This window comes from Kitasatospora sp. NPDC088783, from assembly GCF_044750705.1.
GTDB classification, from domain to species: domain Bacteria; phylum Actinomycetota; class Actinomycetes; order Streptomycetales; family Streptomycetaceae; genus Kitasatospora; species Kitasatospora fiedleri.
Map to the genome: position 1 here is coordinate 923,885 of NZ_JBIVKJ010000001.1, position 26,892 is coordinate 950,776.

The following is a 26,892-nucleotide window of genomic DNA, read 5'->3' on the forward strand; positions in this document are numbered from 1 at the left end:
GTTCCGACGAGCACGGCTACGCGGAACGGGGGAGCGGCAGATGGACGGACAATCGAGCCGGCACGGCGATCGGGTGAGCCGGGTGGCGGACGCCCTGCACAAGCTCACCGGCCGCCCGCCGGTGGTCGACCGCACCCGCACCGGCGCCACCCGGCTCTCCGTCGGGGTCGGCGAGCACCCCGACCGCACCCAGACCCTGGCCGTGCTGCGGGTCCTCAGCCTCGGCGACCGCTTCGGCCACAGCGACAACGCCCGCTGGGAGCGGGTCTGGGTCGAGATCGCCGATGACACCCCGGCCGCCGACGCCAAGGCCGCCGACGCCAAGGCCGCTGACGCCAAAGCCGCCGACACCCCGGACGCCGACCGTCCGGAACCGCCCCGGGGCTGAACCGCGCCGACGTTTTCCGGTGCTCCGGTGTCCGGGTGCTCCGGTGTCCGGGTGCTCCGGCGTCCGGACCTCAGCAGGCCCACGGGTTCGGCCAGGCCCGCGAGGGCGGGCGCCGCAGCAGCCGCTCCACGTGCTCGCGCTGCAAGCCCTGCGCGGGGTCGACCGGCAGCAGCAGCCGGTCCGCCCGCAGCACGCTGCGCCGCACCAGCCGCGGCGGGATGCAGTCGTCCACCCAGGCGAACGGGCGGCCCTGCGCGTGCCGCAGGATCGGCGCCCACTTGGCGGCCGAGAACAGCTCCATCAGCGGCACCCGGGGGTCGCCGGGCTGCGGCACGTACCCGCTGAACACCACCACCGGCAGCTCGGGCAGCCCGAGCAGCGGGGCGATGTGCTCGTTGGCCCGCTCCTCCCAGGTAGTGGCCCAGACGAGCTCGTAGCGGTCGGCCAGTTCGCGCAGCCAGTCGCCGTGGCGAGGTGACAGCAGGACGGAGTAGCCCAGCAGGGTGTGGGCGTCGAAGTCGTCGTCGGGGGACGGGAACACCGGGTTCAGCACCCCGTCGACGTCCAGGTACAGCAGTGGCTTGCCCATGCGGCGGTCTCCCCGGGGGTCGCGGCCAATTACCTGCTCGGACGAAGCGCGGCCCCGGGAGGTTGCAAGCTGTCAGCGGCTGTCACCCGGAAGTGACGGGTTCCGGTTCCGGCGCGCGGGACGCCGGCCCGGCGACCGCCCGCTCCAACCGCCGCACCTCCGGCACCAGCAGCACCAGCCCGGCCAGCGCCGCGCAGACCAGCGCGCACCCCCACAGCGCCCCGGACAGGCCGAACGCCGCCGCGGCCGGACCGGCCAGCGCGCTGCCCAGCGGCAGCAGCGCGAACGAGCCGAACGCGTCGTACGCCGACATCCGGGACAGCAGCTCCTCCGGCACCTCCTGCTGCAACGTCACCATCCAGCCCACGATGAACACCGTGGTGCCCGCCCCCGCCAGGAACATCGCCACCGCCACCGGCACCAGCGGCCACCCCAGTGCCAGCGCCAGCGGCGGCAGCCCGAACAGGAACACCCCGCCGTTGCCCACCAGCAGCAGCCGGCGCGGCTGCCAACGCGTCATCAGCGGGCCCGCCGCCAGCATGCCGACGCTCAGCGCCGCCATCGCCGCGCCCCACGCCCCGGCGCCGCCCATCCGGTCCTCGGCCACCACCGGCCCGTACACCGCCTCCACCGCGAGCACGCAGGCGTTCGTCACCCCGAACTGCACCACGACCGCCCACAGCCACCGCCGGGCGCGGAACTCCCGCCAGCCGACCCGCAGTTCGTGCACCAGCCCGGGCCCGCCAGGGCCCCGGTCGGCGGCCACCTGCTGCAGGCCGGCCCGCAGCGCCGCCGCGACGGCGAAGCACGCCGCGTCGCCCGCCAGCACCCAGCCGGGGCCGACCGCCGCGACCAGCACGCCGCCGAGCGCCGCACCGGCGATCGACGCGCCGTTCACCGCCATCTTGAACACCGAGAACGCCTTCGCGGCGTGCTCCGCCGGCACCGCCCGCAGGATCACGCCCTCCGCGGCCGGCGCGTAGAACGCCTGCCCGGCCCCGCCCGCCGCCGAGAGCGCCATCAGCGCCCACAGACCCGGCTGCCCGAACAGCACCAGCGCCGCCAGCACCGCCTGCGAACCGGCGTTGAACACGTTCGCCCCGACCATCACCAGATGCCGCGGCAGCCGGTCCGCGACCGCCCCGCCCACCAGCAGCAGCACCACCAACGGCACCGTCCGGGCCGCCGTCACGTACCCCACCTCGGCACTGCCCCACCCGGCCCCGGAGTGCAGCACGGCGAACGCGGTGGCGATCGGCGCCGCGGCGTTGCCGAGCCCGCTCACCACCGCCGCAGCGCTCTGAACGCGGTAATTACGGCCCGCCCAGGCCGGATCGAGGAAACCCACCGCCCGACGATGCCCCCGCCGCACCCCCGCTGTCCAGCGCTTTTCCCACCGGCGAAACCCACCCACGCAACCGGCCGCCCAACCGAAGCCGGACGGCACGCCCCCGGACGACCCCGGCCCTTGGCACCCTCGCCGGAGGCGGTTTCAGCCCGGCTGTCTCCGGAGGTGCCTGATCGGCGCGGCGCCGGGCGGTCCCGGGCCGTTGCCTCTCCCCTCCCGCCCGGGCCCCCGCCGGGGGCGGTGTCAGCCCAGTTACTCCCGGAGGAGACTGATGGTCTGGCCCCGGGCGGTCTCGTCCCTCGCACCCTCGCCGGAGGCGGTTTCGGCCCGGCTGGCCCCAGAGGAGGCTGATGGTGCGGCATGAGCGGTCCCGGGCCGTTGTCTCTTCCTCCCGCCTGGACCTCGCCGGAGGCGGTGTCAGCTCAGGTAGCTCCAGAGGAGGCTGATCGGTGCGGCGCCAGGCGGTCTCGGGCCGTTGTCCCTCCCCTCCCGCCCGGGCCCCCCGCCAGGGGCGGTGTCAGCCCAGGTGGCCCCAGAGGAAGCTGACGGTGCGGCGCCAGGCGATCTCGGCCTGGAGCGGGTCGTACGTGCTGGGGGTCTTCTCGTCGTTGAGGAAGGCGTGGCCGGCCGGGTAGAAGTGGATCTCGGGGCGGCGTCCGGTCGCCTCGCCGATGCGGATCGCGGCCTCGTCGACGGTCTCGGTGGGCAGCGAGGCGTCCCGTTCGCCGTAGTGGCCGAGGACGTGCGCGGTGAGGCCGGTGTAGGGGTGGTCCTCGTCCGGGAGGCCGTAGAAGGGGACGACCGCGGCGATCCGGTCGCCCTCACGGGTGGCGAGGTGCAGGGCCAGGGCGCCGCCCATGCAGAGGCCGACGACGCCGATCGCGTCGCCGACCGTCGCGGGGTGGTCGAGCAGGTGGTCGACCGCGGCGGAGAGTTCTTCGGCGGCCCGTTCCACCGGGAGTTCGCGTCTCATCCTCGCGGCCTCGGCCCGGTCGTGGGTGACGGTGCCGCCGTACAGGTCGGGGGCGAGGGCGACGAAGCCGGCCGCGGCGAGGCGGTCGGTGAGTTCGGCGATGTGCCGGGTGAGGCCCCACCACTCCTGGACGACCAGGACGCCGGGGCCGGTGCCGGTGGGCGGTGGGCGGTGGGGCGAGGTAGCCGTGCAGGGTGCTTCCGGGGCCGGGGAAGCTGGTGTTCTGGCGGGCGGCGCCCATGGCCTCTCCGTCGGGACGGCCGCGGGCGGCAGCTCGCGGCGGGCAGCGGGGGGTTCGCCTTGCACTCTAGGGCCGGCGGGTGGCGGCGGCCGTCTCCGCCACCCGCCGTCGGTCGTCCTGTCGGCAGGTCGACCGGTTCCGTTCAGCCCATCTCCTCCAGTGCTTTGCCCTTGGTCTCCTTGATGAAGAAGGCCACGAACGGGATGGAGAGCAGCGCGAAGCAGGCGTAGATGACGTACGTCGCCGACAGGTTCCAGTCGGAGAGGTTGGGGAAGCTGACGGTGATCGCCCAGTTGGCGATCCACTGCGCGGAGGCGGCCACCGACAGGGCCAGCGCCCGGATCCGGTTGGGGAACATCTCGCCGAGCAGCACCCAGACCACCACGCCCCAGGAGAAGGCGAAGCAGAACACGAAGACGTGCGCGGCGATCAGCGCGGTGGTGGCGTACGCGTCGTCCAGGGTCGCGCTGTCGCCGGTGCCGTGCCGGAAGGAGAACGCCCAGGCGGCGACCGCGAGGGCGACGGCCATGCCCGCGGAGCCGGCCAGCGCCAGCGGCTTGCGGCCGATCCGGTCGACCAGCAGCATCGCGACCACGGTGCCGACCACGTTGACGATCGAGGTGGAGAGCGAGATCAGCAGCGAGTTGGACTCGTCGATGCCGACCGACTGCCACAGGAACGACGAGTAGTAGAAGATCACGTTGATGCCGACGAACTGCTGGAACACCGAGGCGCCGATGCCGATCCAGACGATCGGCAGCAGCCCGAACCGCCCGCCCAGCAGGTCCTTCAGACGGGGCTTGTTCTCGGTGTCGAGCACCTGGCGGATCTCCGCCATCCGGGCGTCCAGGTCGACGCCGGAGCCCTCGACCTCGGCCAGGACCTTGCGGGCCTGCGCCTCCCGGTTGTTGGCGATCAGGTAGCGCGGCGACTCGGGGATGGACAGTGCCATCAGCCCGTAGACGATCGCGGGCACGGCCTCCACGCCGAGCATCCACTGCCACGCCTGGACGCCCGCCAGGTGGTTGGTGGACTCGCCGTCGGCGGCCTGGTTGAGCCCCCAGTTGGCGAGCTGCGAGACGGTGATGCCGAGCACGATGGCCATCTGCTGGAAGGAGGCCAGCCGCCCCCGGTACGCGGTCGGCGCGACCTCGGCGATGTAGGTGGGGGCGATCACCGAGGCGATGCCGATGGCGATGCCGCCGAGCACGCGCCACACGCCGAGCACCTCGATGCTGGGCGGGAACATCGAGCCGACGCCGCTGATCGCGAACAGGACGGCGGCCAGCAGCATGGTGCGCACCCGGCCGTAGTGGTCGGCCAGCCAGCCGGCGACCACCGCGCCGGCCGCCGAGCCGAGCAGGGCGATGGCGACCACGAACGCGGTCTCGCCGTTGCCGACGCCGAAGTGCTTCTGGATGCCGGTGACCGCACCGTTGATCACCGCGCTGTCGTAGCCGAACAGGAACCCGCCCATCGCGGCGGCTGCGGAGATGAACACCACATGGCCGAGGTGTTCGTCCCTGGCGGCGGAGTGGGTAGCCAGTGTTCTCTCCCTACATCCCGTTCCGCCCGTTTCGGGCGGAAATATCCGGAGGTAATTCGATCAGCGGCTACCCCGCGGTACGCGTTCGACACGCCCGGAACGGACGATCCGTCAGTCCGGCGAACGGTCGGCACCGGCCGTCCGTACCGCCATCCGCCGCAGCAGCTGCGCCCGCGCCCCGGCGTCCCGCGGGTTCCCGGTGGCCGCGTGGCGCTCGGCCAGCCGCTCGGCGACCTCGGCCTGGAGCTCGACCGGCTTCTTGTCGTCGTACTTGAACTTCGCCCGCACCCGGCGCACCGTCAGCCGCAGCCCCCGCACGCCGGTCAGCAGCGCCCAGTGCGCGCCGCCGGGACCGACCCGGTCGCCGGGCCGCTCGGGCTGGAAGTGCGCCAGCTGCCGGTTGAGGATCGCGGCCTTGCCCGCCGCGTCCTCCACCAGCTCGGCGGTGCAGGAGAACTGGACGGACGCGTAGTAGCTGGTCGGCGTGTACGGCTCGCCGCGCCAGCGGCCGGGGGCGAAGGCGTAGTCGTCGGTGACGGCCAGCGTGACGCGCGGGTCGGCGCGCACCGCGGCGAGCAGCGGGTTGGCGGCGGCCAGGTGCAGCAGCACCTCGCCCGCGTCCGCGTCCAGCAGGAAGTGTGTGGGGACGAGGACCGGGCCGTCGGGGCCGTTGGCCGCCAGGGTGCCGAAGTCCCGCCCGGCGGCCAGCCACTGGCGCCACTCCTGCTCCGAGCCCCGGTCCCAGCCCCGGATCAGCACGCCGACTCCCGGAGGTACGGCGGGAGTTCGACGTCCGTGTGCGGGGCGGGCAGCGGCGCGCCGTGGGCGGGGGCGACCGGCACCACGCCCGCCCAGTACGGCAGGGCGAGGTCCTCGGGCTCGTCGTTGACGCCGCCGGTGCGGGTCTTGGCCGAGACCCGGTCCAGCTCCAGCCGGATCACCGCGGTGGCGGCCAGCTCCCTGGCGTTGGCCGGCCGGCAGTCGGCCGCGCGGCCCGCCACCACCTGCTCGACGATCGCGTCCAGCGCCAGCCGCAGCTCGGCGGGGTCGGTGACCTGGTGGGCGGTGCCGTGCGCGACCACCGAGCGGTAGTTGACGGAGTGGTGGAAGGCCGACTTGGCCAGCACCAGCCCGTCCAGGTGCGTCACCGTCACGCACACCGGCAGGCCCTCCTCGCCCTTGGCCCCGCGCAGCGGGCGGCTGCCGGTCGAGCCGTGCACGTACAGCCGGCGGCCGACCCGGGCGTACAGCGTGGGCAGCACCACCGGCGCGCCGTCCCGGACGAAGCCGAGGTGGCACAGGTACCCGGCGTCCAGGATCGCGTGCACCACCTGCTCGTCCCAGGCGGCGCGCTCCTTGGAGCGGGTCGGGGTGGTGAGGCCGTCGCGGGTGTACGACCCGCCGGGGCTGTCCGACATGACAACTCCTCTGCACTAGTGCATAATCTTCTTTGTGCTAGGAGAGTATCGGATCACCGGTCGGCGAGCCAGCGAGATTGCCGCCGACGTCGAACGCGCGGTCGCGGCAGGGGAGTTGACCCCGGGCGCCGCCCTGCCCCCGCTGCGCGACCTGGCCGTCGAGCTCGGCGTGAACCCCAACACGGTGGCCGCCGCCTACCGCCTGCTGCGCGAACGCGGCGTCATCGAGACCGCCGGGCGGCGCGGCAGCCGCGTCCGCCCCCGCCCGGTCACCGCCCCCCGGGACCAGGCCCGGCTGCCCGTCCCGCCCGGCGCCCGCGACCTGTCGGCCGGCAACCCCGACCCGGCCCTGCTGCCCCCGCTCGGCCCCGCGCTGGCCGCCGCGGCCGCCGGGCCCGCCGTCCTGTACGGGCAGCCGGTCGCCGAGCCGGGGCTGCTCGCCGGGTTCCGCGCCGAGTTCCGCGCCGACGGCGTCCCCGACGGCGAACTCGCGGTCTGCTCCGGCGCGTTGGACACCATCTCGCGGGTCCTCGCCGCCCACCTGCGCCCCGGCGACACCGTCGCCGTCGAGGACCCGGGCTGGGGCAGCCTGCTCGACCTGCTGCCCGCGCTCGGCCTGCGCCCCGTCCCCGTCCCGGTCGACGACGAGGGCCCGCTGCCCGGCCCCGCCGCCGCCGCGCTCGACCACGGCGCCCGCGCCCTGATCGTCACCAGCCGGGCCCAGAACCCCACCGGCGCCGCCCTCACCCCGGCCCGCGCCGCCGCGCTGCGCGCCGTCCTGGCCGCCCGCCCCGCCACCGTCCTGATCGAGGACGACCACGGCCACGGCATGGTCGACCAGCCCTTCCAGTCACTGGCCGCCGGCACCGTCGCGCACTGGACGCTGGTGCGCTCCGCCGCCAAGGCGCTCGCCCCCGACCTGCGGGTCGCGGTCTGCACCGGCGACGCCGACACCATCGCCCGGGTCCTGGGCCGCCAGCGCCTGGACGCGGGCTGGGTCAGCCACCTGCTCCAGCGCGCCGTCCTCGAACTGCGCCGCGACCCGCCCGCCCCCGCCCCGGTCTACCGCGCCCGCCGCGACGCCCTGCTCGCCGCCCTCGCCGCCCACGGCATCCGCGCCCACGGCGCCAGCGGCCTCAACGTCTGGGTCCCCGTCCCCGACGAGACCGCCGCCACCGCCGCCCTGCTCCACCGCGGCTGGGTCACCGCCCCCGGCTCCCGCTTCCGCCTCGCCTCCCCGCCCGGCCTCCGGATCACCGTCTCCACCCTCACCCCCGCCGAATCCACCGCCTTCGCCGCCGACCTCGCCGCCGCCCTGGCCGCCCCCGCGGCCGGCTCCCGGCTCACCTGAGCGGGCTCGCCCCCGTGCTGGTCCACCTGGAGCGCCTGCGCCCCGCCGACCCCGGCCCCCCGCTCGCAGAGGTCCGCACCCCGTACGGCCCGGCCCTCGCGCGCCGGCGCGGCGACCCGGCCGACCCGCCCGGCCCCTACCGCGTCGAGTGGACCGTCGACGAGGAGCACGCCACCGTCCGCCCCGCCGCCGGGGCGGCGCCCGCCGTCCGCACCGAGGGCGGACTCCTGCTGCTGACCGGCGAGTTCGGCGGCGCGGAGGTGCTGCGGGCCGGCGACTGCCCGATCCTGCCGGACCTGGCCGCCCCGCCCGGCCGGATCGAGGTCGCCGTCCCGTGCGGCCGCGCCGAGCGGTACCCGTACCGCCTCTGACCGCTGTCATGTCCGCGAGGAATAGTGGGCGTCCCGTCCCGGTTGTGCACGACGCACCGACCAGACGACCGGGAAGGACCCCGCCATGCGCGTCCGAAACTCGCTCCGCTCCCTGAAGGCCAAGCCCGGGGCCCAGGTGGTCCGGCGGCGCGGGCGCACCTTCGTGATCAACCGGAGGGACCCGCGCTTCAAGGCCCGCCAGGGCTGAGCACCGCGAAGGCCCCGACCCGGAGGAACCGGGCGGGGCCTTCCGCCGTGCGGCGGGCGCGCTCAGCGCTCAGCCCTTGGCCAGCAGCGCCTGCGCGTGCTCGCGGACCTCGTCGCGGGACAGGTACGCGTCGGTGTACTCGAAGTCGCGCAGCCGGGCGGGCTGGCGGGCCAGGAAGCCGGTGCGGACGAAGTCGTCGCCCGCGGTGGCGTTCAGCAGCCAGTTGGCCGCCGTGCGGTACTTCGCCGCGTTGGTGCGCATCGCCATCACGTGGTAGCCGCGGGCCACCGCCTGCGCGGGCGCGCCGTGCAGCTCGATCCCCAGCGGCTTGGACACCGCGTCCTTGCCGCCCAGGTCGACCACCAGGCCCAGGTCCTTGTGGAAGTACGGCTGCAGCGGCTGGTTGCGCAGCGCCGCCACCAGGTTGTCGGCGACCTTCTTGCCCTGCCGGGCCGAGTGCTGCGCGGTCGGCGGGCACACCGCCCCGTCGCCCTTGGCCAGGTCCGGCACCGCCGCCGCGTCGCCGAGCGCGAAGACGCCCTCGAACTGCGGCACCCGCATCTCCGCCGTCACCGCCAGCCGCCCGCGCACCGTCTCCGCGTCCAGCGTGCCCACCAGCGGGGAGGCGGCCACGCCGGCCGTCCAGATCAGGGTCCGGCACGGCAGGGTCCGCCCGTCGGTGAACTTCACCGTCTCCGGGCCGACCTCGGCGATCGACACGCCCAGCGACACGTCCACGCCGCGCGCGCGCAGGATCTCCATCGCGGTGACGCCCAGCTTGTCGCCCAGTTCGGGCATCAGCCGCGGCGCGATGTCGATCAGGTGCCACTTGATCAGCTGCGGGTCCAGCCGCGGGTAGCGCTTGGCCGCCGCGGTGGTCAGCCGCTGCAGGCAGGCCGCCGTCTCGGTGCCCGCGTACCCGCCGCCGACCACCACGAACTGGAGCCGGGAGGCCCGCTCGTTCTCGTCCATCGACGCGGACGCCAGGTCGAGCTGGGCGATCACGTGGTCGCGGATGTAGGTGGCCTCGGCGAGCGTCTTCATGCCGCGCGCGTAGTCCGGCAGGCCGGGGATGTCGAAGGTCCGGGTGACGCTGCCCGGCGCGAGCACCAGGTAGTCGTACTTCTCCGCGACCACCTCGTCGGTGATCTTGCGGACCACGGCGACCTTCGAGCGCGGATCGATGCCGATCGCCCCGCCCGGCACGATGTGGGTGCGCCGCAGCGAGCGCCGCAGCGAGATCGCCACCGACTGCGGGGTCAGCACCCCGGCCGCGACGTGCGGCAGCAGCGGCAGGTACAGCTGGTACGAGAACGGCGTGACCAGGGAGATCTCCGCCTCGGAGGGGGCGAGCTTGCGCTCCAGGCGGCGCGCGCACTCGAGTCCGGCGAAGCCGCCGCCGACGATCAGGATCCGAGGTCGTTCCATCTTCATCCCCTACTGTGTGCAGGTCCGTGAGTGGCAAGGACGACTGTTGGCCACACTCGCACGGGGTAACGGCGGGTGCATCTCCAACGCCCGCCCGACGCCTGCCCGGCCGCCGCCGAGCCATGCCACCGCCCCGGGCCGCTAGGCTGTTCGGATGCTCTCCGAGGTGACGGCCGTCCGCTACGCGACGCCGCTGCGCGAAGGCGGTTCGATGCCCGGCCTGATCGAGGCCGACGACCGCCGCCTGTACGTCCTGAAGTGGGTCGGCGCGGCCCAGGGCCGCAAGGCGCTGGTGGCCGAGGTGCTGGCCGGCGAGCTGGGCCGCCGGCTCGGCCTGCCGGTGCCCGAACTGGCCCTGGTGGACCTGGACCCGGTGCTGGCCCGCAGCGAGCCCGAGGTGCAGATCCAGGACCAGATGCGGGCCAGCGGCGGCACCAACCTCGGCATGGCGTACGTCCCGGGGGCGCTGAACTTCGACCCGCTCTGCTTCGAGGTGGACGAGGACACCGCCGCCCGGGTGCTCTGGTTCGACGCCCTGATCGGCAACGTCGACCGCTCCTGGCGCAACCCCAACCTGCTGGTCGCGGCCGGCGGGCTGCGGCTGATCGACCACGGCGCCAGCCTGGTCTTCCACCACAGCTGGCCGGGCGCCGAGAAGTGGCGCCGCAAGCCCTACGACGCCTCCGACCACGCGCTGCGGCACGCCGCCGGCCGCCTGCCGCGGGTCGACGCCGACCTCGCCGACCTCGCCGCCGGGGCGCTGCCCGCGGCGGTCGCCGCCGTCCCGGACGTCTGGCTGGCCGACGAGCCCGGCTTCACCGGCCCCGCGGACGTCCGCGCCGCGTACACCGCACAGCTCACCGCCCGTCTGGCCGGGCCCCGCGACTGGCTCCCGGAGGTGGCGGCCCGATGACCGACCTGCCCGTGCCCGGACACCCCGCCCACGACTACGAGTACGCCCTGATCCGCGCCGTCCCCCGGGTCGAGCGCGGCGAGTGCGTCAACATCGGCGTGCTGCTGTACTGCCGCCACGCCGAGTACCTGGGCGCCCGCACCCACCTCGACCAGGGCCGCCTGCTCGCCCTGGACGCGCTGGCCGACGTGGCCGGCGTGCGGCGCGCGCTGCGCGGCATCGAGGCGGTCTGCGCGGGCGGCGAGGCGGCCGGCCCGGCCGCCCGGGACAGCGCCGGGCAGCGCTTCCGCTGGCTGACCGCCCCGCGCAGCGCCGTGGTCCAGCCCGGCCCGGTGCACACCGGGCTGACCGCCGACCCGGACGCGGAACTGCACCACCTGTTCGACCGTCTGGTGCTCTGAGCGGGTCCGCCGCGACGGACGCGCACCCACCGTCCGCCGGATCCGCAAACTACTTGCCAGACTCAATACTGGAGTCACTGAAACGAATGGGCGTACCCTGACCGCCATGGGCAGCACCACAGGCACCGGCACCGCACCCTCCACCACCGAGCTGATGGAACAGATCGCGGCCGTCGGCACCGCCTACTTCCAGGACTACGCCGCCGCCGCGGCCCGCCACGGCCTCAACTCCTCCCAGGCCAAGGCGCTCAAGGCGGTCCTCGAACCCGTCCCGATGCGCGCCCTGGCCGGCCGCCTCGGCTGCGACGCCTCCAACGTCACCGCCATCGTCGACCGCCTCGAAACGCTCGGCTACGCCCGCCGCGAGGCCGCCGCCGCCGACCGCCGGGTCAAGATCGTCACCATCACCGACCAGGGCCGCGAGGTCCTCGACCGGATCCGCGACGACATGACCCGCGCCCGCGCCGCCTTCGACAGCCTCGACCCCGACCAGCGCACCGCCCTCGCCGGGCTCTGCGACCAGGTCCTGCCGCTGCTGTTGCGCCCCTGCACCCCGCCGCCGCAGTGACCGTCGGTGGCGTGCCGTACGCTCACCGCATGCACCAGGCGAACGGATGGACCGCCACCGGGCTGCGCTGGCAGGACGGCGCGCCCCGGCTCACCGCCAGCGACGGCCGGCAGCGCCACGACCGCCCGCTCACCGACGGCCTGGCCGTCGCCTGGCGGATCTCCGGCCCCCGCCGCTGCACCGGCGCGCACACCGAGCGCGGCCACCGGCCCTGCCCGCACCACGCCACCGTCCAGCCCGAGGGCACCACCAGCCAGTGCCCGAGCTGCCAGAACGCCGACCGCGGCCTCCAGCTCGCCCGGGACCGCATCCTCGACGACGGCCGCGACTACCGCCTCTACCTCGCCTGGTTCGCCCCCGGCCTGCTCAAGGTCGGCCTCACCGCCGAGGAGCGCGGCACCGTCCGCCTGCTCGAACAGGCCGCCCTCACCTGGACGTTCATCGCCCGCGGCCCGCTGCCCGCCGTCCGCCGGGCCGAACTCGCCCTCGCCCACGCCCGGTTGGCCCGCGAGCGGATCCCCGCCGCCGCCAAGTACCCGGCCTGGTGGCAGCTGCCCGCCCCCGCCGAGCGGCGGGCCGCGCTCACCGCCGCCCGCACCCGCGCCCACCGGCTGCTGGCCGAGCAGGGGCACGAACAGCTGGAACCGCTGCCCGACCACCCCGTCACCGACCAGGTCGAGCTCTTCGGCCTCACCGACGGCGCCCCCGACCGCTACCAGCAGGTCACCTCGCTCGCCGACGGCGCCCGGCTGGCCGGCCGGCTGCGCCGCCCGATCGGCGGCCACCTCTTCCTCGACCGCCCCGACGGCCTCCCGCTGCTGCTCGACACCCGCCTGCTCACCGGCTGGACGCTGCACGCCGAACCCGACGGCCCCGGCTGCGCGGGGCTGACCCTGCTCACCAAGGCCCGGCCCGAGGCCGAACAGGACGCCCTGTTCTGAGCCCCGGGCCCGAGCGCCGGCCGGGGGTTCAGCCCTTCTTCCGGGCCTCCTGCTTCTGCCGCGCGCCCAGCGCCGCCAGCGCCATGTCCTGCGCCTGCGACTTCAGGTTCTTGTAGCCGTACCCGCGGTCGGTCAGCCACAGCTCCGCCGCCGTCTCGGCCCGCACCGACGCCGCCACCACGTCCTCCTCCGCCTCCCCGTGCTCCAGGAACCGGAAGGTGAAGAACGGCCGCGCCGACAGGTCGTACGTCAGGTGCCCCTCCTCGGTGAACTCCGCGCGGAGCACGTCGTGCTCCGCCGCCCGGGCCTGCAACCCGGCCCGCTGCTCGTCGGTCAGGGCGTCGAAGGAGCCGCGGACCGTGATCCGGAAGGTGCGCTTGGTCATGCCCGGACCCTAACCCGCCGACCCCGCCGCGCTCATCCCGGTTTCCGGACGCGCTGCGTGCTCGCCTGACCTCGACTGTTAGGCTTGCGAAACGTGAGCGCGAAGCCCAAGATCCCCAATGTCCTGGCCTCCCGGTACGCCTCGGCGACCCTGGCCCAGCTGTGGTCCCCCGAGCACAAGGTGGTCCTGGAGCGCCACCTGTGGCTGGCCGTCCTCAAGGCGCAGCAGGACCTCGGCATCGAGGTGCCGGCCACCGCGATCGCCGACTACGAGCGGGTGGTGGACCAGGTCGACCTGGCGTCCATCGCCGCCCGCGAGAAGGTCACCCGGCACGACGTGAAGGCCCGGATCGAGGAGTTCTCCGAGCTCGCCGGGCACGAGCAGATCCACAAGGGCATGACCTCGCGCGACCTCACCGAGAACGTCGAGCAGCTGCAGATCCGCCAGTCGCTGGAGCACGTCCGCGACCGCACGGTCGCCGTGCTGGTCCGCCTCGGCCGCCTCGCCGCCCAGTACGGCGAGCTGGTCATGGCCGGCCGCTCGCACAACGTGGCCGCCCAGGCCACCACCCTCGGCAAGCGCTTCGCGACCGCCGCCGACGAGGTCCTGGTCGCCTTCGTCCGGCTCGAGGAGCTGATCGCCCGCTACCCGCTGCGCGGCATCAAGGGCCCGGTCGGCACCGCCCAGGACATGCTCGACCTGCTCGGCGGCGACGCCCACAAGCTCGCCGAGCTGGAGCGCCGGGTCGCCGGCCACCTCGGCTTCGAGAACGTGTTCACCTCGGTCGGCCAGGTCTACCCGCGCTCGCTCGACTACGACGTGGTCTCCGCGCTCGTCCAGCTCGCCGCCGGCCCCTCCAGCCTGGCCAAGACCATCCGCCTGATGGCCGGCCACGAGCTGGTCACCGAGGGCTTCAAGGCCGGCCAGGTCGGCTCCTCGGCGATGCCGCACAAGATGAACACCCGCTCCTGCGAGCGCGTCAACGGCCTGGCCGTCATCCTGCGCGGCTACGCCTCGATGACCGCCGAGCTCGGCGGCGACCAGTGGAACGAGGGCGACGTCTCCTGCTCCGTGGTGCGCCGGGTCGCGCTGCCGGACGCGTTCTTCGCCTTCGACGGCCTGCTGGAGACCTTCCTGACCGTCCTCGACGAGTTCGGCGCCTTCCCCGCCGTGATCGAGGCCGAACTGGACCGCTACCTGCCGTTCCTGGCCACCACCAAGGTCCTGATGGGCGCGGTGCGGGCCGGCGTCGGCCGGGAGACCGCGCACGAGGTCATCAAGGAGCACGCGGTGGCCGCCGCGCTCGCCATGCGCGAGGGCGCCCGCGAGAACACCCTGGTGCCCGCCCTGGCCGCCGACGGGCGCATCCCGCTGGACCACGCCGCGCTGGACGCCCTGCTGGCCGACCGGCTCGCCTTCACCGGCGCCGCCGCCGCCCAGGTCGGCGAGCTGGTCCGGCGCATCGAGGAGGTGGCCGCCGCCCACCCGGAGGCCGCCAAGTACGCGCCCGGCGACATCCTCTGACGATCCGTCAGCCACCGCGCGGCCCGTCCCGGAACAGCTCCGGGGCGGGCCGCGCCCGGTTCCCGGGGGCCGCCGTGCCGCCCGGGGGAGGGAATCGGCGCGAAGTCGGGGTCGGACGGCGGTCGGGCGGGGTACACCGGAGGTGTCCGTCACTGCGGGAACGGTGAGGACGCCGACGGCGGCGGTGCCCAGCACACCCGGAGAGCCAGCCATGCGAGCCACCAAACGGTCGGCCGGCGCCCCCACCGGCGGCGCCGCCCCCAGGGCCGGGATCAGCGTCGCCTACGTCGGCCTGTGCGGCGCGGCCGACCTGCTGCTCTCCGGCGTCCTGGCCCGGTTGCTGGCCGGCACCGCCACCGGGGTCCTCCCGCTGCTGCTCTTCCTGGCCTTCTTCCTCCCGCTCGGCGCCCTCGCCCTGCTGGGCACCGAACCGGCCGACCGCGCCGTCACCCGCCTGCTCACCCGGTCCGCCCACCCCGCCCCGGACCGGCCGCCGACCGGCGCGCCCGCCGGGCAGCCCCGCGACTAGACCGCCCGGTGCCCGCCGCCGTCCGGGTGGATCGGGGGCGTGGTCGGGGCGCAGTACCAGTCGCAGTCGGGCTCGGCGACCGGGTGCGGCGGGGCCAGCGCGTCGGAGCGGACGGTGGCGAAGGCCAGGACGGCGCCCGCGATCAGCAGGCCGGCGCAGATCAGCATGGCGGTGCGGAAGGCGTCGTCCACCTCGGCCGGGACGCGGTAGGCGTCGCCGCTCAGGCCCGCCAGCGGGGGGATCGCGGCGACCGCGAACAGGCCCGCCGCGCGGGCGGCGGCGTTGTTGACGCCGGAGGCGATGCCGGCCCGGCGCACGTCCACGGCCGCCAGGACGGTCGCGGTCAGCGGCGCGACCAGCAGCGTCATCCCGGCGCCCTGCACGGTGACCGCGGGCAGCACGTCCAGCCAGTAGCTCGCGCCGGGCCCGATCCGCAGCATCAGCAGCACCCCCGCGGCCACCACCAGCGGCCCCACCGTCAGCGGCAGCCGCGGCCCCACCGCCCGGCCCAGCCGTCCCGCCCGGCCGGAGAACAGCAGCATCAGCACGGTGATCGGCACCAGCGCCACCCCCGACAGCAGCGGCGTGAACCCGGCGACGATCTGCAACTGCACCGTCAGCAGCAGGAACACCCCGCTGAACGCCCCGTACACGCACAGGGTGACCAGGTTGACCGAGGTGAACAGCCGCGAGCGGAACAGCGACAGCGGCAGCATCGGGTTCGGCGAGCGGTGCTCGACCAGCACGAACGCCGCCGCCAGCGCCAGCCCCGCCACCCCCGCGGCCAGCGCGGCCGGGGTCGGCCCCGCGCCGGCCTCGGTCAGCGCGTACGTGATCCCGGCCAGCGCGAGCGCCGCGAGCAGCGCGCCCGGCACGTCGAAGCGCCCGCTCGCGTCCGGGTCCCGGCTCTCCGGGACGTGCCGGGCCGTCACCGCGACCACCACCGCCGCCAGCGGCAGGTTCAGCAGGAAGATCCACCGCCAGCCCGGCCCGTCCACCAGCCAGCCGCCCAGGAACGGCCCGACCGCCGCCGCGACCCCGCCCAGGCCGGACCAGGCCCCCACCGCGCCCGCCCGGTCCTCCTCGGCGAACACCGCCTGTAGCATCGCCAGCGAACCGGGCGTCAGCAGCGCCCCGCCCACGCCCTGCAACGCCCGTGCCAGCACCAGCAGTTCGACGTTCGGCGCGGCCGCGCACCCGGCCGAGGCGAGCGCGAACCAGCACACCCCCAGCAGGAACACCCGCCGCCGCCCGTACCGGTCGCCCAGCGAGCCGCCGAGCAGGATCAGCGCCGCCAGCGTCAGCATGTACGCGTTGACCGTCCACTGGAGCGCGGACAGACCCGCCCCCAGCTCCTCGCCGATCCGCGGCAGCGCGACGTTCACCACCGTGCCGTCCAGCATCGCCATGCCGGAGCCCAGCGCCGTCGCCGCCACCACCCACCGGCCGCGGCCCGTGCCGAGGCGGATTCCGTTGTCGCTCACGGTCCGAGTCTCCGGCAGGAGGGGCGGCGGCCGGGGGAGCGGCGCGCAGGCGGTGGCGGGACGTCAGGGATGGCGGGACATCAGGGGTGTCAGGGCGCGAGGGTGTCAGGGCGCGGGGGTGTGTCAGGGCAGCAGTGCGCCGCGCTGCCAGGAGCGGGCGGTGGCCGGGGTGACGATGCCCAGGTCGGTGAAGAACTCCATCGCCTTGCGCGCCCAGTCGATCCGGGCCTGCCGCCAGTGCGGGTTGGCCGCGGCGACCCGGCGGGCCTCGACCGGGTCGAGCCCGGCCAGCGCGTACACCCGCGGGTGGACCAGCTCGGCCACCGCCTGCCGGGCCAGCAGCGCCAGCGCCCGCCGGAACACCGCCCGCCGGGCCGGGGTCATCGCCGCCCAGCGGCGCTCCAGCTCCGGCTTGGCGTAGCCGATGTGCCGGGCCTCCTCCACCACGTGGATCCGGGCCACCGACCGGGCCAGCGGCTGCAGCGACTCGTCACGGACCATCTCGCGCTGCATCGCGTCCGTGAACTCCTCGACGAAGATCGCCCCGGCGAAGGTCATGGTGGTGTCGTTGAGCAGGAAGTGCAGCTTCCCCAGCCGGTCCGCGCGCCGGGTCGGCCGGGCCGACGGGTAGCCGGTCGCGGTGATGTAGCGGGCGAACATGGTCGAGTGCCGGCACTCGTCGGCGACCTCGGTCAGCGCGTACTGGGCGTGCCGGGTGGTCAGGTCGCCCGCGTAGACGTGCCGGATCAGGCCCTCCATCAGCACCAGTTCGAACCAGATCCCGGCGGCCGTGGTGGACGCGAACTGGTGCACGCTCAGCTGCGCCCGCCGCCGCTCGTCCAGCCGTTCCCACAGCGGGGTGCCGTGGAGCGCGACGCGGTGCGCGGGCAGGGCGTAGTGGTCCGGGTCGACGGGGGTGCTCCAGTCGATCTCGGTCAGCGGGTCGTAGGAGTGCTTGGCGGAGGCGCGCAGCAGGCGGGCGGCGTTGAGTTCGCGGTCGGCGTTGCGCTGCCGGGCGGGGGTCTGGGGCGGGGCGGTGGTGTCGGACACGGGCGGGCTCCGGGGGGTCGGGGCGGTGGGGGCTCCAGGAGGAGTAAACCAATGAGACAGACTGTCAACAAGGGGTCGAGGCAGATCAGCGGCGACCCGCCCGCCCGTTCCCCGCCCGTTCCCCGCCCGTCTCCCGCCCGGGTGCGGCCCCGCCCGGCCCCGCGCAGACTGGCCGCATGGACCCGGTCACCGCCCTGGAACGCATCGCCTTCCTGCTGGAGCGCGAACTCCCCTCCCCGCACCGGGCCGCGGCGTTCCGCTCCGCCGTCGGGGCCGCCGCCGCGCTGCCCCCCGAACCGATCTCCGCCGCCGACGCCGAACGCCTCCCGGGCGTCGACCCCGTCGCCGCCCGGGTGATCGCCGACGCCACGGCCGGCCGCACCCCCCGGTACCTGCTGGAGACCGAGGCCCGCGCCGCCGCCGGACCCGCCCCGTCCCCCGCCGCGCTCCGGCTGCGCGAGAAGCTCCAGGGCGACTGCCACCTGCACTCCGACTGGTCCGACGGCACCGTCCCGATCGACCTGATGGCCCGCACCGCCAGCGCCCTCGGCCACCACTGGGCCGTCCTCACCGACCACTCGCCCCACCTGACCGTCGCCCACGGCCTCAGCGCGGAGCGCCTGCGCGAACAGCTCGACCTGATCGAGGACCTCAACGGCCGGCTCGCCCCGTTCCGGCTGCTCACCGGCATCGAGTGCGACATCCTCCCCGACGGCTCGCTCGACCAGGACGAGGAACTGCTCGGCCGGCTCGACGTGGTGGTCGCCTCCGTCCACTCCGAACCGCGGATGGAACGCGACGCGATGACGCACCGGATGCTCGCCGCCGTCCGCAGCCCGCTGGTCGACGTTCTGGGCCACTGCACCGGGCGGCGGCTCGGCGAACAGCCCCGCCCGCCGTCCGAGTTCGACGCCGAGGCCGTCTTCACCGCCTGCCGCGAACACGACACCGCCGTCGAGATCAACTGCCGCCCCGACCGCCAGGACCCGCCCGACGACCTGCTCGCCCTGGCCGCCGACCTCGGCTGCCTGTTCGCCATCGACACCGACGCCCACGCGCCCGGCCAGCTCGACCACCAGATCGACGGCTGTGAGCGCGCGGCGGCGCTGGGGTTGGACGCGGAGCGGGTGGTCACGGCGTGGTCGGTGGAGCACCTGCTGGCGTGGGCGGGGGCGCGGTAGGGGGCGCCTGCGGCGGGCTGGGGGGCGGAGGGGGTGGGCCGGCTCGATCGCCAGGTCGGCGGCTGCGAGCGCGCGGCGGCGCTGGGGTTGGACGCGGAGCGGGTGGTCACGGCGTGGTCGGTGGAGCACTTGCTGGCGCGGTAGGGAGGCGCTTGCGGCGGGCTGGGAGGAGGGGGTGGGCCGGTCCGGCCACCAGGTCGGCGGCTGTGAGCGCGCGGCGGCGCTGGGGTTGGACGCGGAGCGGGTGGTCACGGCGTGGTCGGTGGAGCGCCTGCTGGCGCGGTAGGGAGGCGCTTGCGGCGGGCTGGGGCTGGGGGTGCTGAGGGGGTGTCAGTGCGGGTCGGTACGCTGCGCGGATGACTGACGTGCACGAAGTGGTGAGGATCAGGCCGTTGGCGTTCCACGCGGCGGGTGGGACCGAGGACTGGCGGGTGCTGGGGGAGGGGGCGTGCGCGTTCTTCCGGACGGGGTCGTTCGGGGCTGGGGCGCGGCTGGTCGGGGCGATCGGGGAGGCGCTGGCGGGGGTCGGCGAGGCGGACGTGGACCTGCGGCCGGAGGGCGTGACGGTCCGGCTGATCGAGGCGGGCGCGGAGTACTACGGCCTGACCGAGCGGCACGTCGAGCTGGCCCGGCTGGTGTCCGGGGTCGCCCGGGAGCTCGGCGCGGTCGCCGAACCGGACGGGGTGCAGACCGTGCAGGTCACGGTCGACGCGCTGGACGTGCCCGCCGTGGTCGCGTTCTGGCGGGCGCTGCTCGGCTACCGGGACCGCTCCGGCAGCCCGGAGGACCTGCTCGACCCGGCCCGTCGCGGTGCGCCGTTCTACTTCCAGCAGATGGACGGGCCCCGCCCGCAGCGCAACCGGGTGCACGTGGACGTCTGGGTGCCGCACGACCGCGCCGAGGAGCGGATCGCCGCGGCGATCGCGGCCGGCGGCCGGCTGGTGACCGACGAGCACGCGCCCAATCACTGGGTGCTGGCCGACCCGGAGGGCAACGAGGCGTGCGTCGGCGCGGCCGGAGCCGCGGGCTGACCCCGGGCTGACCTGGGCTGACTCGGCCCCGGGCGGACGGTCGGGCCGGGCGGGGCGGGGCTCAGGCGGTTTCGATCAGCCGCTCGCGCAGGCCGTCCAGGGTGTCGTCCTTGAGCCCGAGCCCGGCCCGGGCGTAGCTCTCGGCGTCGCCCCAGTGCTCGGTGAGGGTGTCGAGCGCGGCGGCCAGGTACTCGGCGCGGACCGAGAACACCGCGTCCGCGACCTCCGGGTCGCCGCCCGCCGCGAGGAAGCGCTCCACCAGCGGGGCGTAGTGCGCGCGCACCGCCGGGTCGACGGACAGGTACTCGGTGCGGACGGTCTGCTCGTCCGCGCCGAGCAGCAGCAGGACGAGGGTGGCGCCCCAGCCGGTGCGGTCCTTGCCCGCGGTGCAGTGGAAGAGCACCGGGCCGCCGCCCCGGTGGGCGAGCGCGGTGATCAGCTGCTTGTACGCCTGCCGGGCGGAGGCCGAGGTGACGAACGCCCGGTAGTCCGCGCGCAGCGCGCTCGCGGCCCGGCCGCCGCCGAGCGCCCGGTTCGCACCGGCCGGGTCGACGAGCGCCGCCGCGAGCGTGGCCGCGAGCGCCGACACCGCGCCGCTGCCCGCCTGGTCGGCGAGCACGTCCGCGACCAGCAGGTGCGCCCCGCCGGGCACCCGGTCGGGGAAGGCGGCGCGTTCGGCGGCGGTGCGCAGGTCGATGACGGTGCGCACGCCCAGCGCGTCGAACATCGGGTCGCCCGCCGGATCGAGCCGGTCCAACTGGCCGGAGCGCAGCGCCAGCCCGGGTCGGACCCGGGCCCCGCCGGGCAGGGCGATGCCGCCGAGGTCGCGCAGGTTGGCGACGGTGGCGGAGTCCACGAGGTACGAGTGCTGCATGACGGCCTCCCTGTCGACGGATCCCGGGAAACGGGCGGACCTTGCCAGCACGCTAGGCGCGCCCCGGGCGGGTCGCCCCCGGAGTACCCCCGGCCGGGCGGCCCACTGCGGCGCCCGGGGGAGCGCACGCCCGGGCGCCGCGCCGCGCCGCGCGCGCCCCTTGATTGACGTCGCGTCAGCGGGCAGGGTGGGCAGCGCCCGGTCCCGTCGGGGCAGGGCGGTGCCAGGTGCGAAGAAGGGACGGAATCCCCGGATGGCAGCGAAGATCCTGATCATCACCGGTGACGCGGCGGAGTCGCTGGAGGTGTTCTACCCGTACCAGCGGCTGCTGGAGGAGGGCTACCAGGTCGACATCGCCGCGCCGACCAAGAAGACCCTGCAGTTCGTGGTGCACGACTTCGTCCCGGGCTACGACACGTACACCGAGAAGGCCGGCTACACCTGGCCCGCCGACCTGGCCTTCGCGGACGTCGACCCCGCGCAGTACGTGGCGCTGGTGCTGCCCGGCGGCCGGGCGCCGGAGTACCTGCGCAACGACCCGGAGGTGCAGCGGATCGTCGCCGCGTTCTTCGAGGAGGACAAGCCGCTGGCGCAGGTCTGCCACGGCCCGCTGATCCCGCTGCGGACCGGCGCGCTGGCCGGGCGCCGCACCGCCGCGTACCCGGCGCTGGAGCCGGACGTGGCCGCGGGCGGCGCGGACTTCGTGGACGGCGACGCGGTGGTGGACGGCAACGTGGTCTCCGCCCGGGCCTGGCCGGACCACCCGACCTGGATGCGGGCGTTCGTCAAGCTGCTGCGCGAGAAGGCCCCGGTCGAGTAACCGGCCGCCCGGGGTGTCGGCTTGCCCGTCCGGGGCCGGGCGGGCGAGCGTGTACCCCATGGCAGCCCACCTCGAAGGACCGGACCTGCTCGCGCTGCACGCCCGGGCGCTGGAGCACTTCGGCGCCCTGGTCCGCGCCGTCCCCGCCGACGGCTGGCGGGCGCCCACCCCGTGCACCGACTGGACGGTGCGGCAGCTGGTCCACCACCTGACCTCCGAGCAGCTCTGGGCGCCCGAGCTGCTGGCGGGGGCCACCGTCGCCGAGGTCGGCGACCGCTTCGACGGCGACGTGCTCGGCGACGACCCGGTCGCCGCCTGGACGGCCGCCGCCGACGCGGCCCGGGCCGCGTTCGCCGCGCCGGGCGCGCTGGAGCGCACCGTGCACCTCTCGTACGGCGAGCGGCGGGCCGCCGGGTACGCCCGGGAGATGACGGTGGACGCGGTCGTGCACGCCTGGGACCTCGCCCAGGGCATCGGCGCCGACGCCACCGTCGACCCGGCCGCCGCCGAGTTCGCGCTCGCCGAACTCTCCCGGCAGGCCGACTCGTTGGCCGCCTCCGGGCTGTTCGCCGACCCGGTGCCCGTGCCGCCGGACGCGGACGCCGCGACCCGGCTGCTGGGCCTGGTCGGCCGCGACCCGGCGCACCCGCTGGGCCGCCGCTGAGCCGCTGCTGAGCCGGGGCGTCAGCGGCGGGCGCGCACCCCGTCCAGCGCGATGGCGAGGACGTGGTCGCGCCGGCCCTCCTCCGGGAACGCCACCGAGGTGATGCCGGAGACCATCCGCAGCAGGTCCTCGATGCCCATGTCGGTGCGGGCCTCGCCGGCCCGCTGGGCGCGCTCCAGCAGCGGGGTGCCCCCGGCGTACATGGACTGCAGGCAGGCCTGGAAGATGTCCGACTCCTCGCCCGCCAGCGCCTCGCGGATCGCCCGCTTGGTGGTCGCGTAGTCGACGAACCGGCGCAGCCAGGCGTTCAGCGCCTCCCACGGCGGCAGGTCGGCGACTTGGCCGGCGACCCGGCCGAGGTCGTCGACCTCGGCGGCGTACACCGCCTCGAACAGGTGCCGGCGGGTGGGGAAGTTGCGGTAGAGGGTGCCGATGCCGACGCCGGCCCGCCGGGCGATGTCCTCCAGCGAGGCTTCGGCGCCGTGCTCGGCGAAGGCTTCGCGGGCGGCGACCAGGAGGGCGTCGAAGTTGCGGGCGGCGTCCGCGCGGCGCGGGCGCTGGGCGGCGAGGAACTCGCTCACCACGATCTGATCCGGCACGGGGACCTCGTTCTCGACACATCCGGACGGGCGGGGGACGGGGTGCGGGCGGCCGGATGACCGGGGGCTGTTCGGGGGGTCGTTCGGGGGACGTTCGGGGAAATCACGGAACCGGATTGAACCGGAGGCGCGCCTCCGCTAATCTGGAGGCATGCCTCGACTTTAGCACCGGGGCCCGAACTTCGGCCCGCCGCGCACCGGCGGACCGGCCCTTTCGCCGTATCCGCCACCCGCCCGACGACGCGGGGTGCGCGGACGGCCACCATCCGTACCGCCCGGTCCGATCCACGCCCGGCCGCCGCGGTCCGACGGCGCCCGCGCGCCGTTCGAACCGCGTCCGCCCGGCACCCGCTGCCCCGCCGTGGCGCGCACCCCGCTCCCCGCGCGCCCGCCCCGAGTCCCGAGAGGGTTCGATGAACCGCCACTCCCCCCGCCTGACCTTCGGCGTGCTCGCCGTCGGCGCCGGCGTGTACGCGCTGCTCCAGTCGCTGATCACGCCCGCCCTCCCGATCGTCCAGGAGGAGATGCACACCACGCAGTCCACCGTCACCTGGATCATGACGGCCTACCTGCTCTCCGCCTCCGTCTTCACCCCGATCCTCGGCCGGGTCGGCGACCTGGTCGGCAAGAAGCGCACCCTGGTCGCCGCGCTGGTCGCGCTGCTGCTCGGCTGCCTGGTCGCCGCCCTCGCGCCCAACATCACCGTGCTGATCGTCGCCCGGGTGATCCAGGGCATCGCCGGCGCGCTGTTCCCGCTCTCCTTCGGCATCATCCGCGACGAGTTCCCGCCCGGCCGGGTCTCCGGCGGCATCAGCAACATGTCCGCGGTGATCGCCGTCGGCAGCGGCCTGGGCATGGTCCTGGCCGGGCCGATCGTCGGCGCCCTCGACTACCGCTGGCTGTTCTGGCTGCCCGTCATCGTGGTGGCCGGCACCATCGTGCTCGCGCACCGCTACGTCCCCGAGTCGCCGCACCGCAGCGAGGGCAGCGTCGACTGGTTCTCCTCGGTGCTGCTCTCCGGCTGGCTGGTCGCCCTGCTGTTGCCGGTCAGCCAGGCCTCCCAGTGGGGCTGGGGATCGGCCAAGGTGCTCGGCCTGCTCGCCGTCGCCGTCGTGCTGTTCGCGGCCTGGGGGTTCAACGAGTCACGCTCCCGCAACCCGCTGATCGACCTGCGGGTGATGCGGCTGCCCGCCGTGTGGACCACCAACACCGCGGCCCTGCTGTTCGGCGGCGGCATGTACGCGGTCTGGGCCTTCCTGCCCGGCTTCGTCCAGATGCCCACCAGCGCGGGCTACGGCTTCGGCGCCAGCGTCACCGGCGCCGGACTGCTCATGCTGCCGATGGTCGCCGCCATGTTCGTGGCCGGCGTGCTCGGCGGACGGTTGGCCGGACGCTTCCCGGCCAAGGCCCAGCTGGTCACCGGCGCCGTGCTCGGCGCGGTCGCCTGCGCGCTGCTCGCCGCCCGGCACGGCAGCCCCGCCGACGTCGCGATCGCCGCGGGCGTCTTCGGCCTCGGCATCGGACTCGCCTTCGCCTCGATGAGCAACCTCATCGTGCAGGCCGTCCCCGCCGCCCAGACCGGCGCCGCCACCGGCATGAACGCCAACATCCGCACCATCGGCGGCTCGATGGGCGCCGCCCTGATGACCGGCCTGGTCACCGGTCACCTCCAGGCCGACGGCCGCCCCGCCGAGAGCGGCTACACCCACGGCTTCGCGCTGCTCGCGGCGTTCTGCCTGGCCGCCGCCCTGGCCGCGCTGCTCGTCCCGGCCCGCCGGGCCGCCGCCGCGAGCGCGCCGGTGCCGGTGGAGGCCCCGGCGGCGCAGCGCCTGGAGCCGGAACTCGCGGGGGCGCGGCTCGCCGACGTGGAACTCGCGGACGCACAGCTCTCCGTGGTGAAGCGGGAGGCGGTCGGCGGGTGAGCGCCGGCGGGTGGGGGCGGGGGGTTCGATCCGCGGGCCGGGCCGGCCGGGTGCGACACCACGTCGCGTCCGGCCGGCCCGGCCGCCCGCCGTTCCGCCGTCCGGCGACGGCCGACGGGTGCGGGCTCAGCAGTCGCGCAGCTCCGGCGACTGGTTCAGCAGCTGGGCCCGGGGCGAGGTGAACTCCCGGTAGGCGTCGGTGTGTTCGGCGTGCGGGTGGAAGGCCGCGAGGCGGTGGCAGTTCTGGAAGGCCAGCTTCACCGCGAAGTGCCGCTCCAGCACGCCGCGGATCGAGTCGCTGGCCAGCGCGCGCAGCACCTGGGCCCGCTCGGCCTCGCTCGGGGCCACCGTGTTGTCGGCGAACTCGGCCCCGCTGGTGGCGAGTTCGGCCGTCAGGTCGTTGACCAGGCGGTAGGCGTAGGGCAGTGAAGTGCGGACGGTGGCGAGGAAGTCGGCGTCGGCGACCTCGTCGCGCTCGGCCAGGGCGAGGAGGGAGGGGGAGACGTCCAGCGACATGGCGGATCGGACCTTCCGGTCTGGTGGTAGTGGAAGTCGTTTTCAACAAGTGATCCTGTCGCCCGCCTGACGCCCTGTCAATTGCGCTCCCTCGATCGGGGCAACACGCCCGCGCCGCCCGGCTCGCGGCAGCCCCCGCCCCTTCCTAGAGTGGGTGGCAGACGACCGCGAGGAGGCCCACCGATGGACCAGCAGCGCACCGAAGGCGGCACCGACCGCCGCATCCTGGAGCGGATCAGCGAGATGGTCGAGGCCGAGCGCGGCCTGCGCGCGGCCCTCGCCGCGGGCCGGATCGACCAGTCCACCGAGCACCGCGAGCTCAAGGACATCGAGGAGCAGCTCGACCAGTGCTGGGACCTGCTCCGCCAGCGCCGCGCCCGGGTCCGCGCGGGCGAGGACCCCGACGGGGCGAGCGTGCGCAGCGCCGACGAGGTCGAGCGCTACGAGTCGTAGCGGCCCGCGGACCCCGGGGGGGCTTGAGCGGCGTCAGTCCTGGGCGGCGTCCAGGTTGGCGGTGACGCGGGTGAGCAGTTCGCGCAGGCTGCGCAGCTCGTCGAGGGGGAGTCCGGCGGCGGCCAGGATGCGGCGCGGGACGGCCAGCGCGCCCTCGCGCAGGGCGAGCCCGGCCGGGGTGGGGGTGACGATCACCGAGCGCTCGTCCTCGGGGCTGCGCTCGCGGGTCACCAGGCCGGCCGCCTCCAGGCGCTTGAGCAGCGGGGAGAGGGTGCCGGAGTCCAGGCGCAGGCGCTCGCCGAGCTGCTTGACCGGCAGCGACCCGTGCTCCCAGAGCACCAGCATCACCAGGTACTGCGGGTAGGTGAGCCCGAGGTCCTTGAGCGCGGTGCGGTAGACGCCGCCGAACGCGCGGGAGGCGGCGTTCAGCGAGAAGCAGATCTGCTGGTCGAGCAGGAGCAGGTCCGTCTCCTCGCCGCGAGGGAGGGGGGAGGTCTCACCGTGCCTGGTCATGGCTCCAGGGTAGCAAGCGGCCGATTCAGTTGTGCGCAATTGAATTGTGTGCTGTAGTTGTGGGCAGCAGGACGGGCCGGAAGACGAAATGGCAGTACGAAGCAGCACGAAGCAGCAGGACGAAGACGAAGGAGACAGTCGCCATGAACGCGCTCTACACCGCAGCCGCCACCGCGAACGGCCGTGAGGGCCGCGCCGTCAGCTCGGACGGCCGGCTCGACCTCAAGCTCTCCCCGCCGCCCGCGCTCGGCGGTGACGGCGAGGGCACCAACCCCGAGCAGCTGTTCGCCGCGGGCTACGCGGCCTGCTTCGCCAGCGCGCTCGGCGTGGTCTCGCGGCAGCAGAAGGTGGACGTCTCGGACGTGTCGGTGACCGCCGAGGTCACCATCGGCAAGGACGACAGCGGCTTCGGCCTCTCCGTCGTCCTGCGGGTCGAGCTGCCGGAGTCGCTGGCCGGCGAGACCGGTGAGCTGCTGGTCAAGCAGGCCCACCAGGTCTGCCCGTACTCCAGGGCCACCGCGGGGAACATTCCGGTGGAGCTGGTCGTCGAATAAGGCGAGGCAGGGGTCTCACCCGGGGTCTGCGGGCCGCGTCCACATGGGGGTGGAGGCGGCCCGCAGTGCTGTCCCGGCCGGGTCGCTCGCGGTGCGGCCCCGGGCGGGC

The 26,892-nt window shown here is 75.1% G+C and carries 31 protein-coding genes; 17 read left to right on the plus strand and 14 right to left on the minus strand.

All coding sequences use genetic code 11. The features are described 5' to 3' along the window. Window positions 1-40 precede the first annotated feature (40 nt). On the plus strand, window positions 41-388 hold the full coding sequence (locus ACIP60_RS04055; RefSeq protein WP_400679737.1) for a hypothetical protein: 348 nt from the start codon (window positions 41-43) through the stop codon (window positions 386-388). A 70-nt stretch (window positions 389-458) separates the two neighbouring features. Here the strand turns inward: ACIP60_RS04055 and ACIP60_RS04060 are convergent, their stop codons facing one another. From ACIP60_RS04060 to ACIP60_RS04085, 6 genes are all read right to left on the minus strand, one after another. Next, on the minus strand, window positions 459-977 hold the full coding sequence (locus ACIP60_RS04060; RefSeq protein WP_100839241.1) for an HAD domain-containing protein: 519 nt from the start codon (window positions 975-977) through the stop codon (window positions 459-461). A gap of 82 nt (window positions 978-1,059) precedes the next feature. Continuing rightward, complete coding sequence (locus ACIP60_RS04065) at window positions 1,060-2,325, minus strand: MFS transporter (protein ID WP_400679742.1); 1,266 nt, start codon at window positions 2,323-2,325, stop codon at window positions 1,060-1,062. A gap of 517 nt (window positions 2,326-2,842) precedes the next feature. Further along, a complete protein-coding gene (locus ACIP60_RS04070; RefSeq protein ID WP_400679744.1) occupies window positions 2,843-3,604 on the minus strand; it encodes a dienelactone hydrolase family protein in 762 nt (253 codons plus the stop codon). 77 nt (window positions 3,605-3,681) lie between these two features. Beyond that, window positions 3,682-5,085, minus strand: a complete 1,404-nt coding sequence (locus tag ACIP60_RS04075; protein ID WP_400679942.1) for a sugar porter family MFS transporter — start codon at window positions 5,083-5,085, stop codon at window positions 3,682-3,684. Between the two features lie 111 nt (window positions 5,086-5,196). Then, complete coding sequence (locus tag ACIP60_RS04080) at window positions 5,197-5,844, minus strand: FMN-binding negative transcriptional regulator (RefSeq protein ID WP_400679746.1); 648 nt, start codon at window positions 5,842-5,844, stop codon at window positions 5,197-5,199. Continuing rightward, a complete protein-coding gene (locus tag ACIP60_RS04085) occupies window positions 5,838-6,503 on the minus strand; it encodes a pyridoxamine 5'-phosphate oxidase family protein (RefSeq protein ID WP_400679749.1) in 666 nt (221 codons plus the stop codon). Before ACIP60_RS04085 ends, ACIP60_RS04080 begins: the two co-directional genes overlap by 7 nt. A 34-nt stretch (window positions 6,504-6,537) precedes the next feature. On the opposite strand from ACIP60_RS04085, the gene ACIP60_RS04090 reads away from it, so the two are divergent. From ACIP60_RS04090 to ykgO, 3 genes are all read left to right on the plus strand, one after another. Beyond that, window positions 6,538-7,854 (plus strand): aminotransferase class I/II-fold pyridoxal phosphate-dependent enzyme, encoded by a 1,317-nt coding sequence (locus ACIP60_RS04090; protein WP_400679752.1) that lies wholly within the window; start codon window positions 6,538-6,540, stop codon window positions 7,852-7,854. Between the two features lie 14 nt (window positions 7,855-7,868). Continuing rightward, window positions 7,869-8,225 (plus strand): hypothetical protein, encoded by a 357-nt coding sequence (locus ACIP60_RS04095; RefSeq protein WP_400679753.1) that lies wholly within the window; start codon window positions 7,869-7,871, stop codon window positions 8,223-8,225. Window positions 8,226-8,310: 85 nt separating this feature from the next. Beyond that, the gene (gene ykgO, locus ACIP60_RS04100) at window positions 8,311-8,433 is read left to right on the plus strand and encodes a type B 50S ribosomal protein L36 (protein ID WP_111552099.1); all 123 of its coding nucleotides are present in this window, start codon (window positions 8,311-8,313) and stop codon (window positions 8,431-8,433) included. A gap of 69 nt (window positions 8,434-8,502) precedes the next feature. Here the strand turns inward: ykgO and ACIP60_RS04105 are convergent, their stop codons facing one another. Further along, the gene (locus tag ACIP60_RS04105; RefSeq protein WP_100840566.1) at window positions 8,503-9,861 is read right to left on the minus strand and encodes an NAD(P)/FAD-dependent oxidoreductase; all 1,359 of its coding nucleotides are present in this window, start codon (window positions 9,859-9,861) and stop codon (window positions 8,503-8,505) included. Window positions 9,862-10,015: 154 nt separating this feature from the next. Between ACIP60_RS04105 and ACIP60_RS04110 the strand changes: the two genes are divergently transcribed. From ACIP60_RS04110 to ACIP60_RS04125, 4 genes are all read left to right on the plus strand, one after another. Beyond that, entirely contained in the window at window positions 10,016-10,774 is a 759-nt protein-coding gene (locus ACIP60_RS04110) for a HipA family kinase (protein ID WP_400679756.1), read from the plus strand. After that, entirely contained in the window at window positions 10,771-11,175 is a 405-nt protein-coding gene (locus tag ACIP60_RS04115) for a DUF3037 domain-containing protein (RefSeq protein WP_400679759.1), read from the plus strand. The genes ACIP60_RS04110 and ACIP60_RS04115 overlap by 4 nt, the downstream gene beginning before the upstream one ends. Window positions 11,176-11,281: 106 nt before the next feature. Beyond that, window positions 11,282-11,743, plus strand: a complete 462-nt coding sequence (locus tag ACIP60_RS04120) for a MarR family winged helix-turn-helix transcriptional regulator (protein ID WP_400679761.1) — start codon at window positions 11,282-11,284, stop codon at window positions 11,741-11,743. Window positions 11,744-11,772: 29 nt separating this feature from the next. After that, on the plus strand, window positions 11,773-12,684 hold the full coding sequence (locus ACIP60_RS04125) for a DUF2797 domain-containing protein (protein WP_400679764.1): 912 nt from the start codon (window positions 11,773-11,775) through the stop codon (window positions 12,682-12,684). A gap of 28 nt (window positions 12,685-12,712) precedes the next feature. Here the strand turns inward: ACIP60_RS04125 and ACIP60_RS04130 are convergent, their stop codons facing one another. Further along, entirely contained in the window at window positions 12,713-13,069 is a 357-nt protein-coding gene (locus tag ACIP60_RS04130; protein WP_400679767.1) for a DUF6204 family protein, read from the minus strand. 93 nt (window positions 13,070-13,162) lie between these two features. Here ACIP60_RS04130 and purB point away from each other — a divergent pair, with 93 nt between their 5' ends. Together purB and ACIP60_RS04140 are read left to right on the plus strand one after the other, a co-directional pair. Then, window positions 13,163-14,593 (plus strand): adenylosuccinate lyase, encoded by a 1,431-nt coding sequence (gene purB / locus ACIP60_RS04135; RefSeq protein ID WP_400679770.1) that lies wholly within the window; start codon window positions 13,163-13,165, stop codon window positions 14,591-14,593. Window positions 14,594-14,804: 211 nt separating this feature from the next. After that, window positions 14,805-15,122 carry a hypothetical protein gene (locus ACIP60_RS04140; RefSeq protein ID WP_400679773.1) on the plus strand — a complete coding sequence of 106 codons (318 nt, stop codon included), beginning with the start codon at window positions 14,805-14,807 and terminating at the stop codon, window positions 15,120-15,122. Here ACIP60_RS04140 and ACIP60_RS04145 read toward each other — a convergent pair. Together ACIP60_RS04145 and ACIP60_RS04150 are read right to left on the minus strand one after the other, a co-directional pair. After that, entirely contained in the window at window positions 15,119-16,606 is a 1,488-nt protein-coding gene (locus ACIP60_RS04145; RefSeq protein ID WP_400679776.1) for an MFS transporter, read from the minus strand. The two genes, ACIP60_RS04140 and ACIP60_RS04145, sit on opposite strands and share 4 nt — an antisense overlap. 123 nt (window positions 16,607-16,729) lie before the next feature. Next, the gene (locus tag ACIP60_RS04150) at window positions 16,730-17,656 is read right to left on the minus strand and encodes a diiron oxygenase (protein ID WP_400679779.1); all 927 of its coding nucleotides are present in this window, start codon (window positions 17,654-17,656) and stop codon (window positions 16,730-16,732) included. Window positions 17,657-17,832: 176 nt separating this feature from the next. Between ACIP60_RS04150 and ACIP60_RS04155 the strand changes: the two genes are divergently transcribed. Together ACIP60_RS04155 and ACIP60_RS04160 are read left to right on the plus strand one after the other, a co-directional pair. Next, a complete protein-coding gene (locus tag ACIP60_RS04155; RefSeq protein WP_400679781.1) occupies window positions 17,833-18,837 on the plus strand; it encodes a PHP domain-containing protein in 1,005 nt (334 codons plus the stop codon). 356 nt (window positions 18,838-19,193) lie between these two features. Then, entirely contained in the window at window positions 19,194-19,868 is a 675-nt protein-coding gene (locus tag ACIP60_RS04160) for a VOC family protein (protein WP_400679784.1), read from the plus strand. 61 nt (window positions 19,869-19,929) lie between these two features. Here ACIP60_RS04160 and ACIP60_RS04165 read toward each other — a convergent pair whose 3' ends face one another. Beyond that, a complete protein-coding gene (locus ACIP60_RS04165) occupies window positions 19,930-20,742 on the minus strand; it encodes a tyrosine-protein phosphatase (protein ID WP_400679786.1) in 813 nt (270 codons plus the stop codon). A gap of 253 nt (window positions 20,743-20,995) precedes the next feature. On the opposite strand from ACIP60_RS04165, the gene ACIP60_RS04170 reads away from it, so the two are divergent. Next, the gene (locus tag ACIP60_RS04170; protein WP_282203736.1) at window positions 20,996-21,562 is read left to right on the plus strand and encodes a DJ-1/PfpI family protein; all 567 of its coding nucleotides are present in this window, start codon (window positions 20,996-20,998) and stop codon (window positions 21,560-21,562) included. Between the two features lie 58 nt (window positions 21,563-21,620). Next, on the plus strand, window positions 21,621-22,226 hold the full coding sequence (locus ACIP60_RS04175) for a TIGR03086 family metal-binding protein (RefSeq protein ID WP_400679789.1): 606 nt from the start codon (window positions 21,621-21,623) through the stop codon (window positions 22,224-22,226). Between the two features lie 20 nt (window positions 22,227-22,246). Here ACIP60_RS04175 and ACIP60_RS04180 read toward each other — a convergent pair whose 3' ends face one another. Next, on the minus strand, window positions 22,247-22,825 hold the full coding sequence (locus tag ACIP60_RS04180) for a TetR/AcrR family transcriptional regulator (RefSeq protein WP_400679792.1): 579 nt from the start codon (window positions 22,823-22,825) through the stop codon (window positions 22,247-22,249). A gap of 413 nt (window positions 22,826-23,238) precedes the next feature. Between ACIP60_RS04180 and ACIP60_RS04185 the strand changes: the two genes are divergently transcribed. After that, on the plus strand, window positions 23,239-24,747 hold the full coding sequence (locus ACIP60_RS04185; RefSeq protein WP_400679793.1) for an MFS transporter: 1,509 nt from the start codon (window positions 23,239-23,241) through the stop codon (window positions 24,745-24,747). A 126-nt stretch (window positions 24,748-24,873) separates the two neighbouring features. Here ACIP60_RS04185 and ACIP60_RS04190 read toward each other — a convergent pair whose 3' ends face one another. Continuing rightward, window positions 24,874-25,263 (minus strand): SCO5389 family protein, encoded by a 390-nt coding sequence (locus tag ACIP60_RS04190; RefSeq protein WP_400679796.1) that lies wholly within the window; start codon window positions 25,261-25,263, stop codon window positions 24,874-24,876. A 183-nt stretch (window positions 25,264-25,446) separates the two neighbouring features. Here ACIP60_RS04190 and ACIP60_RS04195 point away from each other — a divergent pair, with 183 nt between their 5' ends. After that, window positions 25,447-25,716 (plus strand): DUF2630 family protein, encoded by a 270-nt coding sequence (locus ACIP60_RS04195; protein ID WP_100839218.1) that lies wholly within the window; start codon window positions 25,447-25,449, stop codon window positions 25,714-25,716. Between the two features lie 33 nt (window positions 25,717-25,749). Here ACIP60_RS04195 and ACIP60_RS04200 read toward each other — a convergent pair whose 3' ends face one another. Beyond that, window positions 25,750-26,229 (minus strand): MarR family winged helix-turn-helix transcriptional regulator, encoded by a 480-nt coding sequence (locus tag ACIP60_RS04200; protein ID WP_400679799.1) that lies wholly within the window; start codon window positions 26,227-26,229, stop codon window positions 25,750-25,752. A 143-nt stretch (window positions 26,230-26,372) separates the two neighbouring features. Between ACIP60_RS04200 and ACIP60_RS04205 the strand changes: the two genes are divergently transcribed. After that, on the plus strand, window positions 26,373-26,783 hold the full coding sequence (locus tag ACIP60_RS04205) for an organic hydroperoxide resistance protein (RefSeq protein ID WP_100839216.1): 411 nt from the start codon (window positions 26,373-26,375) through the stop codon (window positions 26,781-26,783). Window positions 26,784-26,892: the final 109 nt, after the last annotated feature.